The organism is Prodigiosinella confusarubida (assembly GCF_002847015.1).
Taxonomy (GTDB): Bacteria; Pseudomonadota; Gammaproteobacteria; order Enterobacterales; family Enterobacteriaceae; genus Prodigiosinella; species Prodigiosinella aquatilis.
This window is the reverse complement of sequence record NZ_CP025085.1, coordinates 3,136,408-3,153,801: the sequence shown is the minus strand read 5'-3', so window position 1 is coordinate 3,153,801 and position 17,394 is coordinate 3,136,408. Positions and strand designations below refer to the sequence as shown.

The window sequence follows — 17,394 nt, the reverse complement described above, 5'->3', positions numbered from 1 at the left end:
AGAAAGGAAAAAATTCATGAAACGAAGTGTTTTTGATGTCAGCCCGGTATCCGCGTTGTCATTTTTGGTTCAGCAGGCTGCATATATCGAGTCGGAAATTTATCGACTGGAATATCCGCAGTATAAATACAGCTCGCTGCTACCGCTTGATAATAGCGCACCAGACTGGGTGAAAGTGGTCGCTTTTCGTTCGATTGATGCTCGCGGCGAGTTACAGGTTTTTGGTCCTAACTCTACCGATGTTCCGACGGTGGATATCGCGATGAACCAGGGATTCCACGAAATCAAAACTGCGGCGCTGGGTTACACCTACACGCTGGAAGAAATCGGCTTTGCCATGATGAACAACGTCAATCTGGATGCCGAGCGCGGCCAAGCTGTTCGTGATGTGGTAGAGCAGGGGCTGAATAAAATCTACATGCTGGGTCATGACGATATCGGCGAGGGTCTTTATACCAGTTCTAACGTGTCGCTCGAAGTGGCCACATCTAAGCTGGCTGCTCTAGTCGCGGCTATTCCGACGAATGGTACGCAGCCGATCCTCGATTTCTTCGGTGCGGCCTATAACCAGGTTTACCTGGATAATACGCTGACCGTTCATCGTCCCAGCGCATTCGTATTGCCGCCTGAACAGTTTCAGTTATTGATGCGTACGCTGCTGTCCTCGCAGAACGCGTCAAACGTTACATTGCTGGAATTCCTGCGAATGAACTTTAAGGACATGACGTTCGATGACGACATTCTGCTGAAAGGTGTAGGAACGGGTGGAACGGATCGCATAGCGGTGTACAAGAAAGAAATCCGCGTAGTGAAAGGGCATGACGTAATGCCTCTCCGTTTTCTCGCTCCGGCGACGGCAGATAATGTGAACTTCAAGGTTCCCGCAATCTTGCGCACAGGTGGTACCGAGTGGCGTATCCCGAAGGCGGCTCACTATGTCGATGGGGTGTAATTATGCAGAAAGTAACGAACAAGAGTAGCGCCCCGGTCGTAGTAACGGATGCCAAAGGAAAACGGCATACCATTGCTCCGGGCCTGATATTCAAGCTGGAAGGTGATTTTACTGATCACTTGTTCGCTAAGCGGGGCTGGATTTCCGTGATTGAAGTGGAAACAGAACGCGTCAGCACGGATGCCATCGAGACCGATATTACCACGCTGCGTGAGCAGTATGAGTTATTGATCGGCAAAAAATCGCCGTCAGCAGCGAAAGCCGCCACGTTACAGAAAGCCATTAATGAGGCGTTGGCGGCGAAACAGGAAGCTGTCGATAGTTCAGGTTCTGACTCTGGTGAAAGCAGCGTCAGCACGGATGCCACCGAAACCGAATAAACCCCGTCACTGTGATGGGGTTTTTTATTTCAGGGGTAACAATGGAAATCACAGCGCAGATAGTCACTGATTTCCGAGACTATTACCCCGAATTTGGCAACGAAACTACGTGGTCGAATTCGGCGGTAATTATTGCTCTGGAAGAGGGTGATGCAGAAACCGGTAAGCGCTGGGGCGTTTACCTGGACGGTCGGGTGGTGAGCATCAAAAAGCGTGGCATGTTCGCGTTTGCCGCTCACCGTATCATTATGCGCCAACGTTCAGCTACGGGTGATGTTGGTGCAGCCTACGCCATTTCAGGTAAATCTGTGGGGGATGAATCCACATCGTTTGCTGTGCCATCTGTGACCATGGATGACCTGACGATTAATGGCGATCTGCCGCTAACAACGTATGGCGTAGAGTTTATGCGCCTGCGTCGTCGCGCGGGTACCGGGGGACTGATGATATGAAATTCAATGCGGAGGTGCGTGGCGGTAATAAAATCGCGCATAAGCTCAAGCAGATTCAGGATCGTGTCATGGCTAAAAAACAGGTGCTGGTGGGATTGCCTGCTGGCTCTGGCAATAGCGATGATGGTACGCCATTGGTTGTTATTGGCGCTGTGAATGAGTTCGGCGGCACCATTCAACACCCAGGCGGCACAAGTTACGGCTACCGCAACGAGAAAGATGCGGTAGCTGGCAAAGTAAGGTTCATGAAAAATGGCGCGGGGCTCATGCAACTGGGTGTTACAGGCCCGCACACCATTAACATTCCCGAGCGTTCTTTTCTGCGCGTCCCGCTACGTCAGAATCAGGACAACATCAAAAAAGCCTTTCGTTCACTTACTGGCGCTGTGACACGCGGAGAAATCACCGCCTTTCAAATGCTGGATCAAATCGGGGCGAAGGCTGCTGGCTACTGCAAGGAAGCCATTGAGCATGGGATTCAACCAGCGAATGCACCATCGACAATCAGTCAGAAAGGCTCGGCTAAGCCTCTGGTCAACCATGGCACTCTGAAAGGCGCTATCACGCACGTTGTGGAGGATTAACGATGTTCGGTAACGGTCTGGATATGCATGGACATATCGACTCAACGTTTAATTCCCCTATACCTGGTGGCGTTTGGTTGATTCGCGCCGGTGCTGGCGGTTATACCGGACCCGGTGGTAAATGGGAACAGCAACAGAATGATCCCATCAAACTGGATCGCATTAACGTACAGACCGCCAAATGGAAAGACATACAGATACTAATGGGCATGGGCGGCACGGCTAACCCGCAGGATGTGCGTGTGGTTCATATCAACGATGGCATGACCTATCTCTATCCGGACGACAACGGCAAATTCTCTGACCTGCTGGAATTCAGTGACGGGCAGACGGTGCGGCAGTGGAGGGTGATGTCGTGTGATAACCGGCCGTGGCGTAATTTCTGCCGTGCCGTGGTTGAGCGTTACAGAGGTGCCGGCTGATATGGAGACTATTGACGAACTGCACGACGTATTACAACAACTGGTCTCCTTAGCGTCGGGCGTTCAAACCGTCATTCTCGCTGACCAAGGGCGTGACGCCCCGACTGGCTTGTATGCCACCTATAAACCGATCCCGGTACGCGCCTATGGCTGGTCAAAGACGCAGCGTGAATTAATTTCGGCAACGGAGGACGTCGATTCCGAACTGGGGCAGTGGCAGGACTTAAGCGAAACCGTCGTCACATCGATGGAATTCATGCTCTCCGTGAACATCATTAACGAGGGCGGAGACACGGCCATCATGCGGTTGCAAAATGCCAATTTCCGCCAACCCGTCAGTGAATTCCTTTACCGCAACGAAATAGCCTGGCGACACGTCAGCACATGCCGAAACCTTACCGGAATATTACAGGCGGGCATCCAGCCGCGCTGGCAGGCTGACATCCACTTATTCATTGAACAAACCGTAACGTACGCTGTGCTGCGTGCGGCGGGGTTCAGTCTCATTCAAACCGAAATAAACTGAGGGGATTATGTCTTATTCCGTTGATAATATTATTCCGGTCAATCTTTATTTGACCTCTGCCGGGCTGGGGTACGGTGATTTTTCTACGGCGTTCGTCTTTGCTGACCAAAGCGATCTTGCGAACGGTGTAACATTCGATGCTGATACGTATCGGGATTACAGTTCACCTACTGAAATTGCCGAAGACCTTGCCACCACTAGTGATATTTACTTGATTGCCACCCGGTATTTTACGCAGATCCCGAAACCAAAAACCATTACGGTGTGGATGAAGGATCCTGATGATGCCACCATCCTTGTGACTGTAAATAAAGCGGAAGACACCGCCTGGCGCTATCACTACTTTTTTAAAAATAGCGACCTGACGTCGGCAAATCTGCTTCTGTTGGGCGATTGGTCGGATACCTCTGCGCATCCAATATGGGTGACGACCAGTGAAGCTGGTGCCACCAACTCTTCGTCTACCACTGATATTGCAGCGGTAATGTCAGCGAAGGGCAATCGCCATATCTTCATGGGCTACCGACTGGCAAGCGCCATCGAAACCGACGCTTCACAGGCTTATACGATGGTCCAACTTGCGGCCACCTTCAACAAGTTCAAACCCATGTCTAAAAATTCGGCTATCACTGCGGAATATCAGGTGCTGACTGGTATTACTGGTGACGATTTGGCGACCAGTGCTTACATTGCCCTGAAATCGAAAAATACCGCTTTTTTCACTGAAATCGAGCTGGCGGGAGAAACGGACAGTTGCCGGGCCATCAATACCAAATCCATGTCGTCGTATGACGAATTTATGGATGACGTAATTAACTTGGATGTGCTGAAAAATCATATCCAGGTGGACGGTTACAACTACATCGTCAATGCCGGTTCAAAACGTGCCCTGACGCCGCGTGATTATGCAGGGCTGCTTTCTGCTGTGTCGGCTACGTGTAAGCGATTCTATGACAACGGTGTGCTCGGTGAGGGAATTTACACGGACGCTGAAACCGGGGAAGAAAAAACGGCGACTTATGGCTTCGTCGTTCAGGCAAAACCGGAAGATGTTCTCAATCTGACTACTGCCCAGCGCCGAGCACGTGAATATCCGGCAACCAAGATACTCGTTATTCTTTCCCGCGCTGGTCACGTCGCTGAAATCAACGTCTACGTGGAGTAATACCCAATGACAATGCATCAATACGGCGCTGACGGCGCTAACCTCACGATTTTTGGTATCCCTATTGATGAGTTTGGTGATACTGACCCGCCGATTACGATTGAAGATCTTGAACCACGAGCAACGTTAAAACGCGGCATTGGTGGCTCATCTGTTCGACTGGATAACCAGACCCGGGCCAAACGAGTCACCATCAATCTAATGCCAGGCTCAGACCAGGTACGTCAGTTGCTGGCCGTGGAGAAAACGGGTGTAGATGCGACATTCACATTTTATCAGAGCGGCACCAATGAATATTTCGCCGGATTCGATGGCGTGATGATCAACCGTGGTTCAGTGACGCGCGGCGGTAAAACCAGCATATCTGACGAACAGTTTATTTTTGAATTTGCAGACAGTGAGGAAACCTAACCGATGGGACGTAAAATTGAAGTTGAAATCGACGGCGTGATATATAGCGGTGCCACAGCATCAGCAAAAGAGCAGCTCGAAATGCTACAGATTGTCACTAGAAACGGCATTCTTCCGGCGCTGGGCGAGGGCTCGTCTGATATGGGGCTGGTTGTGTCTCTTGCCAGTGCTGATACGCTAGCGCTCAATCGTCTGAAAGAACTGTGCATCAAAAACGGTAATATCGTTCGTGATGGCGACGGTGTGCCGGTGGCGGAGAATCTGTTTCAGGATTCAGTGCATAACTACCTACTGCTGGTCGGCTTGTTACTGCGGGAGAATGTAGGCCCTTTCTGGCGGCTCAGCGCAGGGAGCGAAAACGGCGCAAGCGTAGCAGCAGCGACGAGCGAGACGGCAGCGGCGTAGACTGGTTCCTCTGGCGTCCGTGTGTGGGGGCGGGTGATGTCTGCCCGCCGTTGGCGAGATGGGCTGATATGCTCGACGGCACATACACGATTGATGACGTGCAAGCCATGCACGCTGTCATTGAGGCTGCGATCGATAGCGTGGAAAAGGCCAGAGATAGTGCGAAAGGGTAGCCCGGTTAACTGGGCTATTTATTGTCTTCGGGTATGAGATTCTTTATTTCATCCAACCCTGATGAGATGTGAGCGTATGCCTTCTTTAGCTTCATTAAAGCCAAGTTTGAACGTTCCGTGCCTGATATAGAGAACGAAGCTGATACCTCTGATTGTAGATTTTTTAGCTTCTTGCTTAGTTCATTATTCTCCGATTTCAGCATCTTGACTTGTTCTATCCCAGACTGAAGGTCTTCAACTAAGGTTGGCAGGTATTCCACAGCAACCCCTGTTATCTCATCAAGAGCCATGGACACTTCTAATCGTTTCATTACCTCTTGCTGAAGGCTTCTGCCAGATTCTTTCGCTTCAGCTTCTAACCGCTCCCTCATTTCGGCGGGCATCCGTAAAGGGTATGGCGTTATTCTTGACATCAATATGACTCCATAAGACTCATCTAAAGAAAGTCTATCAGCTATGGCTTGCTTGACAAGTGAGTCCATGTGATCCATTCTTGTGTGGTTTCATTAATTAGATGAATAAAATAGTGAGTCCATATGAGTCATAAAGTAGCTAGAACGACACCGTATCCATTGCGTATGCCTGCTGATGTGAGGGAGTTTTTTGAGTCTGAGGCTGAATTTAATGCTCGTTCACTGAATGGGGAATTGGTGAAGCTTCTTACGGAAAGAATGAATCGCATCAAAGGGCAGCGTGCTAATGCGAGCCAAAAATGAGAAAGCCCCGACTACTTGTGATAGTCAGGGCTTCTGTTTGTCAGCCAACCTTTGCGGGAAAACCAACATGAACAGTATAGCAACAGCACCATGCGCCATCAATGTACCGTTTTACGGAACAGATCTTTATGTCGTTAATTATTGCGGCGAACCATACACACCAATGAAACCTATCGTTGAAGGCATGGGAATGGATTGGATGGGGCAGTATACGAAGCTGAAACAACGATTTTCCAAAGGTATAGAGGAAATCTCTATACCCACTACTGGCGGCATTCAAAAGATGATTTGCTTGGCTCTACGTAAACTGGCCGCATGGCTGAACACTATCAGCCCGAATAAAGTTAAAGCCGAGATCCGCGATCGCGTTATCCATTATCAGAATGAATGCGACGACGTTCTATACGAATACTGGACAAAAGGGCAGGTGACTAACCCTCGGAAAGCCCGCCAATCCACCGCCAAACAGCTAACCCCGCTGCGCCAGACCGTAGAACGATTAATTGCCACTGGCATGGGTAATATCTACGGCGATATCTGGAAGCTGGTTCACAAGCGTTATGAAATCACCACCATCAACCAGTTACAGCCAGACCAAATTAATGAGGCCATTGATTACCTCGACGCACTGGAGGGTGAATATATCCAGCGCGGGCAACAGGAAACGAAAACCGCCGTGACGCCCGTGGGTTCCCGCCGTGTTCTGCTGTACCTCGACGCCAACGGCTCTGTGACAGGCTCACTTCCCATCGCGCCCGATGAGCTGGTGGCGAGCTGGAACACATTTGCTGAACTGGCACGGCGCGAGGGCTGGATTGTCATGCACAAAGAGGAGGTGTTCGAAAAAATAACTGGGGCAATAAAGAATTTGCAGTAGTGCAAATAAAAACGCCAGCAGGTGCGAACTGCTGGCATCGTCAAAACCCGTAGCAAATGAGGTCATATGACTAAATCAACTGTAACAAACAAATCCCTTCCTGTCATCGCTGGCGTGGACATTACCACGGATGCAGAAGGGCGGTTTAACCTGAACGCTTTACATAAAGCGAGTGGTGCGGAGAAAAAGAACGGGCCGAGTTATTGGTTGGTTCTCGATGGTACGAAGCAACTGATTGCTGAGCTCGAAACTCAAACTACCCAGATCTCGGTAGTTACGAAAGAAGGCAGGAACGGCGGCACTTTCGCCCACGAACTACTGGCTGTTGAATATGCCGGCTGGATTTCTCCAGCGTTCCGATTACAGGTAAACCAGACGTTCATTGATTACCGCTCTGGGAAGTTAGCTCCAGTGGCTGACCCGATGAAAGCGCTGAGCGATCCAGCGACGATGCGTGGCCTGTTACTTGTCTATACCGAAAAGGTTCTTGACCTTGAGCATCAGGTCGATGAAATGCGTCCAGACGTAGAGGCATTTGACCGTATAGCCACTAAGTCCGATGGCAGCATGTGCATCACTGACGCCGCGAAGCACTTACAGGTTCAACCGAAGTTTCTGTTCAAAACCTTGTCAGAAAACCACTGGATTTACCGACGCGCTGGCGGGAAAGCGTGGCTGGGGTATCAGGATAAGATCCAGTCCGGCTACCTGGAACATAAAGTAACGACCGTTTCCCGTTCGGATGGTAGCGAGAAGATTGTTGAGCAGGTGCTCGTAACCGCTAAGGGAATCGCTAAGATCTCGAAAATGCTTGGCGTAAGCGGCGTGGCCGCGTAACGACTAATTCATAAGTCCAACCCGCTTAATTGCGGGTTTCCTGCTTTCCCTTGCTCTGATGCCGATGATAGGATGTTTCTGAATATCACTGGTTGAGGGCAAGGATGTGAGGGGATTAACAGTATTCGCTTTGATTTTTTTTATCTCTGGTTGCTCACAAGGACTTACCAGCGAAAAGATTGAGCAGGATAAAAAATGGAATTCCATGATGGAGGAAAAGAATAGGAAGATCACCGAGGTTAAGAGAAATGCGAGGATTAAGGAAGAGCAGGAGGCGCAGCGGAAGTTAGATGAAATACGCAACGCACCACGAGTGAAGTGTGAAATTCCTTTGGCGGGTAGCCATCCACAATTTATTCCCCATATTTCGCGGGCTGTCAGCATCATCAACAAACATCAGGTAACATGTAAAAAAGGTAATGATCTACAAATTGATGGGCGACCAATCCCGCTAGATCCGAATAGTATCCGCGCATATTTAGAGATGGCGCTTATCAGTTGCGCCTCTCCGTACTCGGGAAAAATTCAGCGCAATGAGTGTACTGTTTCTGTTGAGCGTGGGGTGGTGCTGTGGCTGCGTGCGGTGAACGATAAAAGAATTAGCAACGAGGTGTTTGCCGACACTATGAGTTATTACGGCAGTTTTATAGATTTCGGGGAGTGGGCTTTACGGGCCTATTATTACCGAACGATGTAATAGAAACCCGCCATTGCGGGTTTTTTAATGCCCGGAGAAAATAAATGGCTGAAAATACAGGAACAATTGATTCTCTGTTGGTTTCGCTTGGTCTTGAAACTGACGCAAAGTCATTTCAGAAAGGCGCAGACGCAATAAAAGGCGTAACTGATGGGATGTTGCAACTGGCCGCAGTTGCCGGTGTAGGGCTTGGTATTAAGGCTCTGACTAGCGGTGTGGCTAACTCGGCGTTAGAAATGAAACGCCTCAGCGATAATACGGGTTTTACCATCCGCCAGATCCAGGGGCTGGAAATGGCGATGCGTCGCTTAAATCTATCTCCAGATGCTGCACACGATATAGCAAAAACAATTCCTGAATTGCAAAGAAAGGCCAAATACGGGGAGCTCAATAGCAAGGCGTATTGGGGCGAGGCGTTTAACCCGACAGCATTTTCCCAAATGAGCCAACAAGATGGACTGAAATACCTGATAGATAGTTATCAAAAAATGAATTATGACCAACAAGCATTCCTGCGTGAGGGCGGCGGGTTTGGTCAAGACTCGCCTATAACCAGACTGATGGAAATGGGGCCAAACTTTTTCAGAGAGTCGCAAGAAAAGTCAGATAAAAATCCATATGCGATAGATGAAAATTTACTTAAAAATTCCCAAATATTTAACGACGAAATGGCTGATTTAAGCAGGAACTTTGAGGTTCTTGCTTATTCGATGGGTAGAAAACTCTTACCTGTAGTTAATTCTTTATTGGATAAGGTTAATGAATTCGCAAAATCAAATCCTGAAGCTTCCGAAGGAATACTGAAAGGATCTGGGATAGCTGCCGCTACTGCTATCACCCAGCAAGGTATGAAAATATTGGGGCTAAAAGGTCTTTCAAAAGTAACTGGCGCTGTCGGGTATGGTTGGAGTGCAGCAGAAATTAGCGAGCCATTCATTGATATGGGATTAAACGGATTGTTCGGCGGATCTGATTACTTCCAGAACATCCGCGCTGCGCCCACATGGGGTGATTTTGGTAATGCGCTGCTGGGCAACGGGTCGGGGAAATGGATTAACGGAAAATGGATTGATCCTCGAAAAATACAGGGATTGAAACAGCAGCAAGGCGGTAATCTTCACGATGTCCTCAACAATCCCAACGCCCGTTCTTATCTCGATGCTATTTCACGCGCCGAAGGCACCAGTGGATACATGAATTCCGGTTATCACACGATGTTTGGTGGCGGGCAGGTTGCCAGCCTGGCCGATCATCCTAGACAGTTGAAAAACTTCCAGCAGATAAACGGAACGTGGAACAAAACCTCGGCAGCGGGGCGCTATCAATTCACGCAAAAATCATGGGATGAGGCAGCAAAAGTCCTGGGGTTAAACGATTTTTCACCGCAAAGCCAGGATTTGGCTGCGCTATGGCTTATTCAACGCGCGGGACAGCTTGATAACGTGCTGAACGGCAATTTCATGGATGCGACTAATCACCTGGGTGGTGTATGGGCGTCTCTACCATCATCGCCCTATGCGCAACCGAAACGCAGTGCTGCAGAAATGGAAGGGTATTATCTACCCGACTACAATTATCAACGCAGTGCCGCGCCGTACAACCCATCTGCCAGCCGATCTGAGTCTTCTCAGCCCGTCACCGTTACTCAGCATGTAGAACTGAATATTTCTGGATTGGGTCTGAATGAACAACAAGTGCAAGACTCAATAGGAAAGGCATTAACGGAGACAGGGGAAAACCTTGCGCAGTCATTTAACAGAAACGGGTGGTGATCATGTCAATCGTCGGAGTGTTCAATAAATCCCGCCCGGAAATCGGCGGGATTTTTTTTGATGCAATACTGGAGGAATCCAGTGAGCTGCGAACGGATGTTAGCGAGTACCCGTTAGAAACGGGCGAGAAAGCAAGCGACAACGCTGTCACACGCCCCATGACTATAGTGATGACCGTTGCGATTTCAGACAATCCGGTTAAAGCATTGATGGCCAACGCAGGGCAGTTTTCAGGTATCGCGGGGATCGGTACTGGTGTCGCTGTCGGTGCTGCAAGTTCTCTTCTGGGAGGCGGCGCGGCGGCGCTGGCTGGGTTAGCGGCATCAGCAGGGCTGTCATTTGTGGCATCGGGAACAAAACGTTCAGAGTCAGCGTTGTTGGACCTGCGAAAATTACAGGTCGAAAAAAACATATTAACCGTTGTTGGCATTAACTCCTCATACGACAACATGATTATCACTAACACCAGAGTTCAAAAGAATAAGCAGAACGAGGGTGGACAGGAAATCGTTGTGGAAATGCGCTCCCTGCTGATAAAAAACCGAAATGACGACGCGGCGACGACGATAAATAGTAGGCTTCCAACTGGTGATTCAGCGTCCACTCAGGGGCAGGCAAATGTGCATTTAGGGGAGGTGACACCACAATGAAGACCATCCCTCTTACTCGTGGACTGGCCGATTTTTCATTTACCTCAACGCTCAATAACATGCTGCTACGATTCAATGTTCGCTGGTTAACTCGGTATAGCTATTTCGTCGTTGATATTCGTGATGCCAATAACGAGCCGATCGCTCCCGGTCGTGGATTACATGCCGGTGTTGATCTGCTTTCTGGTTTGAATACCAGCATCGGGAAAATCGTGCTGGAGGGTGAAACGCCGACACTAACTAATCTTGGTGTCACTAATAACCTGATTTGGTATCCAAATGACTAGATTATTCGGGCGAACCTACAATCTTGAAATTACATCGGCAGAGGGTAATAAGTTGACCTGTGAGCCGCCCACACAGGTTAAATTTCTGATTACTAATATGCCCAATAATCAAGTGGCAACGGCCATGATTATGATTTACGGAGTATCTTATCAATATCGGCAATTTATCCAAAAATTCGATAAAAATAGTCAACGATACGGAATGGTTCGATTATCAGCGGGCTATGAGGAATCGTCTGGTGACATATTCTCAGGCCAGATAAACAGCGTGGAAGTGGGTCGCGATGGTGCCAGTGTATACCTGCGTTTAAATTGCTACTCTGTGATGTGGTCTGATGCAACGATTGGCAAAACGTGGGGAGAAAAAACGCAGGCAATAGAAATATTGCAGGACGTGGCGCGCTCATTCGGGCCACCAGTTGAAACCGTGGGCAACTTCTCTGATCTCCCCGTCTTCAATCATGGATATACATTGCCGTATACATCAAGCCGAAACTTTTTAAATGCCATGAAAGCGGCGTGGCGTTATGACTGGCTACTATCTGAGAATAAAACCACGCTAATTCGTGAGGGGGCTACGCGCCCAACTATTTATGAAATCAACTCTGATAACGGCATGGAAAGTTCCCCGCGCTGGTATCAGAAAGATCTGGAGGTTGACGTTCGCCTTAACCATATTATTCAGCCCGGTGACTTGATAAAAATACGCTCCGATTTTTGGACGATAAATTACAGCGGTATGTACAACACCGGGCTAAATGATATGGCGAATATCCAGCGGCGGACGGGATCATTCCGGGTGCTATCAACTACACATCAGGGCGATTTCTGGAATGATGACTGGCGCACTATGTTGCGCTGCCAGTGGAGTACAGCCCAATGAAAAGCACGAACCCGCTATTTTCAGCTATTCAGTCCGCTGGCATGGAGATGGTTGGTGGCTTAATGATCGGTATGCCCGGCCATGTTGTTGCCTACTATCCCAGCACTCAACGAGCCCAGATAGAGTGTGGTATTCAGCGCCAGATGAGCGATGGCACTGTTCAGACGTTGCCATTGCTCGTCAATGTCCCTGTGCAATTCCCTGGCTCTGCTGATTGGTCGGTGTTCCATGAGTTACCCGCAGGTACTGAGGGTTACATTCATTTTAGTCAGCGTTCAGTTGATGCATGGCTGGATATGGGAGGGCCGGCACCACCTACCGGCCCTGAAATGTTCAGCGCGAGTGACGCTTTTTTCTCACCTGGTTATCGCTCACTAAAAACCGCCATTCCCGATCTGCCCACGTCTGGCATAGGCATGAGCAATTCCGCCGGCACTATCACAATTCACCTCACCGATAAAGGGGTGAGGCTCACCGCTGATGGTCAGACGTTGGAGCTAACTTCCTCCGGACTGGTGCACAACGGTACGAACATCGGTAGCGATCACATTCACAGCGGTGTAGAGCGAGGTGGCGGCAACACTAACGGCCCGCAGTAACACCTAGCCATCACACATCAGGTCCCGGCATCCGCTGGGTTTTTTTTATGGGGATTCAGCCGTGATCCGAAATTTTGCAGATGGTGACATTGTCACGCACGATGAGCATTTTGTAACCGGTAAAGAGGCGACTCGGCAGGGAATTATCAGACGGTTGAGGCTATTTTTCAGTGAGTATTTTCTTGATGCCACGGAGGGTACTCAGTGGTTTCAGAGCGTCCTCGGTAAAACCCAAACAGACATTGCCGCAGCCAATATCAAGCAGCGAATTTTGACTTCGCCGGGTGTAGTCGGTATCACCCGTTTTGAATTCAACATCGACCAGCCCACACGAAAAATCACTATTTACGCCGCGCTGATGGATATCAATAACGAACAGTTCGAATTGCTGTTTGACGAGGAAATTATCTGATGGCTGAAATTACCAAAGACGGTGTAACCGGCAAAACGCTGAATAGCTATATTATGGTGATGCGTCAGCGCTACCTGGATATTGATGATGGCTGGAATATCAATCCTGAATCACCGGACGGGCTCATTATTGCTGCATGGTGCGAGATGTTGGCAAATCTTGATGAGGCTGTTATCAGCGCTTACCACTCCGCTGATCCGAATTCAGCCATCGGCCAGCAACTTGACCGTATCGCGGCGTTTGCTGGTATTACACGGCTTGATGCGACGTTCTCCACTGCCACCGTCACATTTACAGGCATCCCATTAGTAGAAATCCCGGTGGGTACGCTGGTTCGCAATCGTATTACTAACACGCTGTGGGCAACCGACAACACTGTAGTGACAAACAATAGCGGTTCGTCCTCCGTTAATGTGACATGCACAACGGCTGGTGCTCAGGGAGGGAATAGCAACAACCTGTCCATTATTGCTACGCCAATTGGTGGCATCACCTCAGTTACAAATAATAATCCGGCATCGCTGGGGAAGGATGAGGAATCCGATAATGTATTTCGCATTCGCCGCAATGAATCTGTTGCGTTCCCCGGCAATAACCAGATTGACAATATCGATGCCGCGCTGGTCAATCTGGACGGGGTTAAACAGCGTCGCATTTACGAGAATACCGAATCGGTGCTGGATAAAAACGGTGTTTATGGGCATTCCATGGCGATTTTCATCGATGGTGGTGAGATAGATGACATCGTGGCAACTATGGCGAAAAGGAAAAACCCTGGTTGTGGTTTGAATCGTTATAACGAAGGTATCCCCAACAAGATCAGCATTGATACGGTTACGCCTGGCGGAAATCCCTTTAATGCCACATTTTTCCGACCTGAGTTCATTTCTATTTTTGTCCGTGTCGAAATCGCCAGTGATCGTCGATTTGATGACGCGAGCATCAAAAGCGCAATCGTCGAATATGCCAGTATTGGATTTGGACGGACTCCCGGGTTTGCAAAAACCGGGTTTCATATCGGAGAGAACGTTGGCGCGGGGCGACTGTTTACGCCTGTTAACTATATTGTTGCTGGCGATGGATTTGTGAATACGATTTACGTTGGCACCTCGGCGGCAACAATGAATGGTGTGGCTGTCGATATTGCGTTTAACCAGCTCGGTGTTTTTAGTGTAGACAACATCGAGGTGACCTATGTATGACCACCAGAAAAAAGCACTTTCCCGCGCCTATTGGCAGTATAAAAACGCCACGAAACTGATTGCATGGTTAAAAACATTACCGGATATCGCACAGGCCAACATAGAAGACCAGGCCGACAAAATTCAACAGATGCTGAATATCAACACGGCGGAGGGGGAGCAACTTGATATCTGCGGGCGAATCGTTGGTTATCGCACACGCCCGATCGGGACGTTCTATCCAGCGTGCCAACCCGCACCAGTTAATGACGAGCTATTTCGCCGAATGATCAAGGCGAAAATATTCAAGAACAATAGCGCGGCCACAATTGACGAAATCCAGTTTTCTGCCGACTACATCATGAATGAACCAACTCGGTTATTGGACGGGCAGGACATGACAATGCGCCTGATCTGGTTCACGCATAACGTCGATGTTGGCACGCAAAAATTAATCCGTGATTACGATCTGATACCCAGACCGCAAGGTGTTGGGATGAAGGATGTTCGCGTTCTCACATACAAACCGTTCGGATTCGGCCAGCACTATGCCAATTTCTGCGCTCCATTCTGGCACGGCGACGGCATTAAGATTTACACCAATCTGAAATTAACCATCACGCTCGCCAATAGCGTGTTATCCGGCGATCTGACAGCGAATGCGGGTATTATCGTGTCTGATGTCGATATCACGCTGATTTACACGCTGCCAAGTGGCGCTACGGTGACAGAACGACTGGTCACCGATGCTGATGGTAATTTTAGTGCCACACCAAATGTCGGCGCCGATTTCATTGTTGTAGCTCGTGCTCAGGTCCTGACGCCACTATGCGAATGGGTGAACGTTGAGGCGTCATACCCCTAATTGTAATAACCCACTAAACCAATATTCCAATGGCCGCACCTCGCGGTTTTTTCATTTCTGGAGATCAATAAATGGATCAGAAATTTTTCCGTGTGCCGTTCGCGTCAAGCGGAGATACCCAGGCCATTCCCGACACTACTACCAGCGATGGTAGTGTGAACTATCCCTCGGGATGGGGGCCGGACTACGCAAAAGACCCGGCGGCTGATGCGAACGCGAAACCCGTTGAACGCGAGGCGATGAATAGTGTACTGAACGCTATTACCACGGCTATTCGTCAGTACCAGACAAACACATATCCAGAGTGGATCACGACAGCGAATAACAACGGCGCCGCGTTCGGCTATGATGCTGGTGTCGTCGTAGAATATAACGGCGTGTTGTACCTGTCGCTCGTCGACAATAACACCGCGACACCGGGTGTCGACGAAACTAAATGGCAGGTGTATATCCAGCTTGAGGCGACCGAAGAGGAAGCGATTGCTGGTGAAGGCAGCACGCAGGTGATCACCCCCCGACGTTTGCATGCTGCGGCATCCTATCTGGACAACAAGCTGAAATCGACCATTACCGAGGCAATGGCACCCTACCTGTTACCAGTTGGAGCGATCATCCTATGGAGTGCTTCTACACCGCCGGATGGATGGCTGGAACTGAACGGGCAGAGTTTTGATATAAGCGAAAACCCGAAGCTGGTCGCAATATATCCAGGCGGGCGCGTTCCTGACTGGCGAGGGCGTTTTGTGCGTGCCTGGGCCAATGGGTCTACCATTGATCCTGACTCATCGAGAAGCATCGGGTCTTATCAGGACGATGCATTGCAGAACATTACCGGTTCGTTTATTGCTGATATTGTGGCCACCAGTCGAGCGGGTCAGGGTGTCTCTGGGGCGTTTGCTGATGAAGGTGGTGTCGGCACTGGTGATCCTGGCAATCAGGACGATCTTGAGTTGCGTAAATATTCGTTTGATGCATCGCGTGTGGTGCGTACAGCCACTGAAACTCGACCAACCAACATTGCTGCGATGTATATTATTAAAACCGACAAGGCCGAGGCCGTTGCCGGAGAACAGACACCTACTGCGATTGTCATTACGCCGGGAACCAAAACGCTGAATGCGGGATTGACACAGCTATTCTCGGCCACGGTATTACCGGGTACCCTGGCTGACAATTATCCAGTGTCGTGGACTGTATCGGATAGTTCGCTGGGCAGTATTGACAGTAACGGTCTGTATACGTCAAAGACGGGCGAAAGCGGCACGCAGACTATTATTGCCAGTATCTCTACTGGCCTGGCGTCAACGGCAACGATCACCCAGCATGTTTATCTGACCGCCATTTCCATCGGTTCTGCTCCTTCAGAATTGATTGCCGGTAACAGCTATTCGATCGCGGTAACCTATTTCCCTGATAATTATACCGAGACAGTAAACGCCTCATCTTCTGATTCATCTATCGCATCACTGTCCAGTAGTGGCACGCTGACCATCAGTGGAGCAGGAACGGCAACGCTGTCACTGACAGGGACAAACTCGGGAGTCACTGAGTCATTAGTGATTACGTCAATAGAAATTGAGGAGGAGGAAACATATCTCCAGATTAACGAAAACCTCGCTGAAATAGCGGGAAAGGGCAGCACAGCACAAGCAACGGCACGAACCAATCTGGGATTAAAAGCACTGGCAACCCAAGACAGTCTGACCGCTGATGATGTTGGTGCCGTTCCACAGGCTAACGTAACGCTCGGCACTGAAAATTTGAATACTGTGCTTTCACCGGGCCGTAAGTTTCAGTCCTTAACCAGCAGTGCGACGCTGGCACGGAATTATCCGGTTGCACTGGCCGGCATGCTGGATGTAATTAAAACCACCGCCACTGGTCTTCGCCAGATTTATTATCCCTATAACACAACGGAGGTTTATCACCGCTACTGTGTTGATACCACAGCCACGACGCCAGCTTTTAGTTCGTGGTTAAAAGAGGGGAGCGGATTCTTGACGTCTGCTAATAACCTTTCTGATGTGACGAATGCGACAGTGGCGCGACAAAACCTCGGAGTGAGTTACACCATTTCGACCGATGCGGTGCCGACCGATGCCAGCAGTTATAGTGCAGGCCATATCTGGTATCAGGTGGAGGAATAAC

General features: G+C 49.5%; 23 protein-coding genes. 22 read left to right on the top strand and 1 reads right to left on the bottom strand.

What is annotated here, in order from left to right; genetic code table 11:
• The first annotated feature begins 16 nt into the window (after positions 1-16).
• From CWC46_RS14225 to CWC46_RS14185, 9 genes are read left to right on the top strand one after another with little or no spacing between them, the layout of a single operon-like run.
• Positions 17-952 carry a DUF2184 domain-containing protein gene (locus tag CWC46_RS14225; protein ID WP_021015892.1) on the top strand — a complete coding sequence of 312 codons (936 nt, stop codon included), beginning with the start codon at positions 17-19 and terminating at the stop codon, positions 950-952.
• Between the two features lie 2 nt (positions 953-954).
• Entirely contained in the window at positions 955-1,332 is a 378-nt protein-coding gene (locus CWC46_RS14220) for a hypothetical protein (RefSeq protein WP_037381725.1), read from the top strand.
• Between the two features lie 41 nt (positions 1,333-1,373).
• Positions 1,374-1,784: a DUF4054 domain-containing protein gene (locus CWC46_RS14215; protein ID WP_021015894.1), complete on the top strand. Its 411-nt coding sequence runs from the start codon at positions 1,374-1,376 to the stop codon at positions 1,782-1,784.
• Complete coding sequence (locus tag CWC46_RS14210) at positions 1,781-2,368, top strand: hypothetical protein (RefSeq protein ID WP_021015895.1); 588 nt, start codon at positions 1,781-1,783, stop codon at positions 2,366-2,368. Before CWC46_RS14215 ends, CWC46_RS14210 begins: the two co-directional genes overlap by 4 nt.
• A 2-nt stretch (positions 2,369-2,370) precedes the next feature.
• Positions 2,371-2,790, top strand: a complete 420-nt coding sequence (locus CWC46_RS14205) for a hypothetical protein (protein WP_021015896.1) — start codon at positions 2,371-2,373, stop codon at positions 2,788-2,790.
• A gap of 1 nt (position 2,791) precedes the next feature.
• Positions 2,792-3,316 carry a phage neck terminator protein gene (locus CWC46_RS14200; protein WP_021015897.1) on the top strand — a complete coding sequence of 175 codons (525 nt, stop codon included), beginning with the start codon at positions 2,792-2,794 and terminating at the stop codon, positions 3,314-3,316.
• Positions 3,317-3,323: 7 nt separating this feature from the next.
• On the top strand, positions 3,324-4,481 hold the full coding sequence (locus CWC46_RS14195) for a DUF3383 family protein (protein WP_021015898.1): 1,158 nt from the start codon (positions 3,324-3,326) through the stop codon (positions 4,479-4,481).
• Positions 4,482-4,487: 6 nt separating this feature from the next.
• A complete protein-coding gene (locus CWC46_RS14190) occupies positions 4,488-4,892 on the top strand; it encodes a hypothetical protein (RefSeq protein ID WP_021015899.1) in 405 nt (134 codons plus the stop codon).
• Positions 4,893-4,895: 3 nt separating this feature from the next.
• The gene (locus CWC46_RS14185; RefSeq protein ID WP_021015900.1) at positions 4,896-5,297 is read left to right on the top strand and encodes a hypothetical protein; all 402 of its coding nucleotides are present in this window, start codon (positions 4,896-4,898) and stop codon (positions 5,295-5,297) included.
• Positions 5,298-5,484: 187 nt separating this feature from the next.
• On the opposite strand, the gene CWC46_RS14180 is transcribed toward CWC46_RS14185, so the two are convergent.
• Positions 5,485-5,952: an Arc family DNA-binding protein gene (locus CWC46_RS14180; RefSeq protein WP_201797185.1), complete on the bottom strand. Its 468-nt coding sequence runs from the start codon at positions 5,950-5,952 to the stop codon at positions 5,485-5,487.
• A 54-nt stretch (positions 5,953-6,006) separates the two neighbouring features.
• Here CWC46_RS14180 and CWC46_RS14175 point away from each other — a divergent pair, with 54 nt between their 5' ends.
• From CWC46_RS14175 to CWC46_RS14115, 13 genes are all read left to right on the top strand, one after another.
• Positions 6,007-6,186, top strand: coding sequence for an Arc family DNA-binding protein (locus CWC46_RS14175; RefSeq protein WP_021015902.1), 180 nt, complete (start codon positions 6,007-6,009; stop codon positions 6,184-6,186).
• Between the two features lie 67 nt (positions 6,187-6,253).
• A complete protein-coding gene (locus CWC46_RS14170; RefSeq protein WP_037381732.1) occupies positions 6,254-7,063 on the top strand; it encodes a phage antirepressor N-terminal domain-containing protein in 810 nt (269 codons plus the stop codon).
• Positions 7,064-7,129: 66 nt separating this feature from the next.
• Entirely contained in the window at positions 7,130-7,900 is a 771-nt protein-coding gene (locus tag CWC46_RS14165; RefSeq protein ID WP_021015904.1) for a phage antirepressor KilAC domain-containing protein, read from the top strand.
• A 106-nt stretch (positions 7,901-8,006) separates the two neighbouring features.
• A complete protein-coding gene (locus tag CWC46_RS14160) occupies positions 8,007-8,597 on the top strand; it encodes a hypothetical protein (RefSeq protein ID WP_021015905.1) in 591 nt (196 codons plus the stop codon).
• A gap of 44 nt (positions 8,598-8,641) precedes the next feature.
• Complete coding sequence (locus tag CWC46_RS14155) at positions 8,642-10,369, top strand: glycoside hydrolase family 24 protein (protein WP_021015906.1); 1,728 nt, start codon at positions 8,642-8,644, stop codon at positions 10,367-10,369.
• Positions 10,370-10,371: 2 nt separating this feature from the next.
• The gene (locus CWC46_RS14150; protein WP_021015907.1) at positions 10,372-11,019 is read left to right on the top strand and encodes a phage baseplate protein; all 648 of its coding nucleotides are present in this window, start codon (positions 10,372-10,374) and stop codon (positions 11,017-11,019) included.
• Positions 11,016-11,306, top strand: coding sequence for a phage baseplate plug family protein (locus CWC46_RS14145; RefSeq protein ID WP_021015908.1), 291 nt, complete (start codon positions 11,016-11,018; stop codon positions 11,304-11,306). Before CWC46_RS14150 ends, CWC46_RS14145 begins: the two co-directional genes overlap by 4 nt.
• Complete coding sequence (locus tag CWC46_RS14140) at positions 11,299-12,189, top strand: phage protein (protein ID WP_021015909.1); 891 nt, start codon at positions 11,299-11,301, stop codon at positions 12,187-12,189. Before CWC46_RS14145 ends, CWC46_RS14140 begins: the two co-directional genes overlap by 8 nt.
• Positions 12,186-12,788: a Gp138 family membrane-puncturing spike protein gene (locus tag CWC46_RS14135; RefSeq protein ID WP_021015910.1), complete on the top strand. Its 603-nt coding sequence runs from the start codon at positions 12,186-12,188 to the stop codon at positions 12,786-12,788. The genes CWC46_RS14140 and CWC46_RS14135 overlap by 4 nt, the downstream gene beginning before the upstream one ends.
• A gap of 61 nt (positions 12,789-12,849) precedes the next feature.
• Positions 12,850-13,200 carry a contractile injection system sheath initiator gene (locus tag CWC46_RS14130; protein WP_021015911.1) on the top strand — a complete coding sequence of 117 codons (351 nt, stop codon included), beginning with the start codon at positions 12,850-12,852 and terminating at the stop codon, positions 13,198-13,200.
• Complete coding sequence (locus tag CWC46_RS14125; RefSeq protein ID WP_021015912.1) at positions 13,200-14,402, top strand: baseplate J/gp47 family protein; 1,203 nt, start codon at positions 13,200-13,202, stop codon at positions 14,400-14,402. The genes CWC46_RS14130 and CWC46_RS14125 overlap by 1 nt, the downstream gene beginning before the upstream one ends.
• Positions 14,395-15,246, top strand: coding sequence for a baseplate wedge 1 family protein (locus CWC46_RS14120; RefSeq protein ID WP_021015913.1), 852 nt, complete (start codon positions 14,395-14,397; stop codon positions 15,244-15,246). Before CWC46_RS14125 ends, CWC46_RS14120 begins: the two co-directional genes overlap by 8 nt.
• A 71-nt stretch (positions 15,247-15,317) precedes the next feature.
• Complete coding sequence (locus CWC46_RS14115; protein WP_021015914.1) at positions 15,318-17,393, top strand: tail fiber protein; 2,076 nt, start codon at positions 15,318-15,320, stop codon at positions 17,391-17,393.
• The last annotated feature ends 1 nt before the right edge of the window (position 17,394 follow it).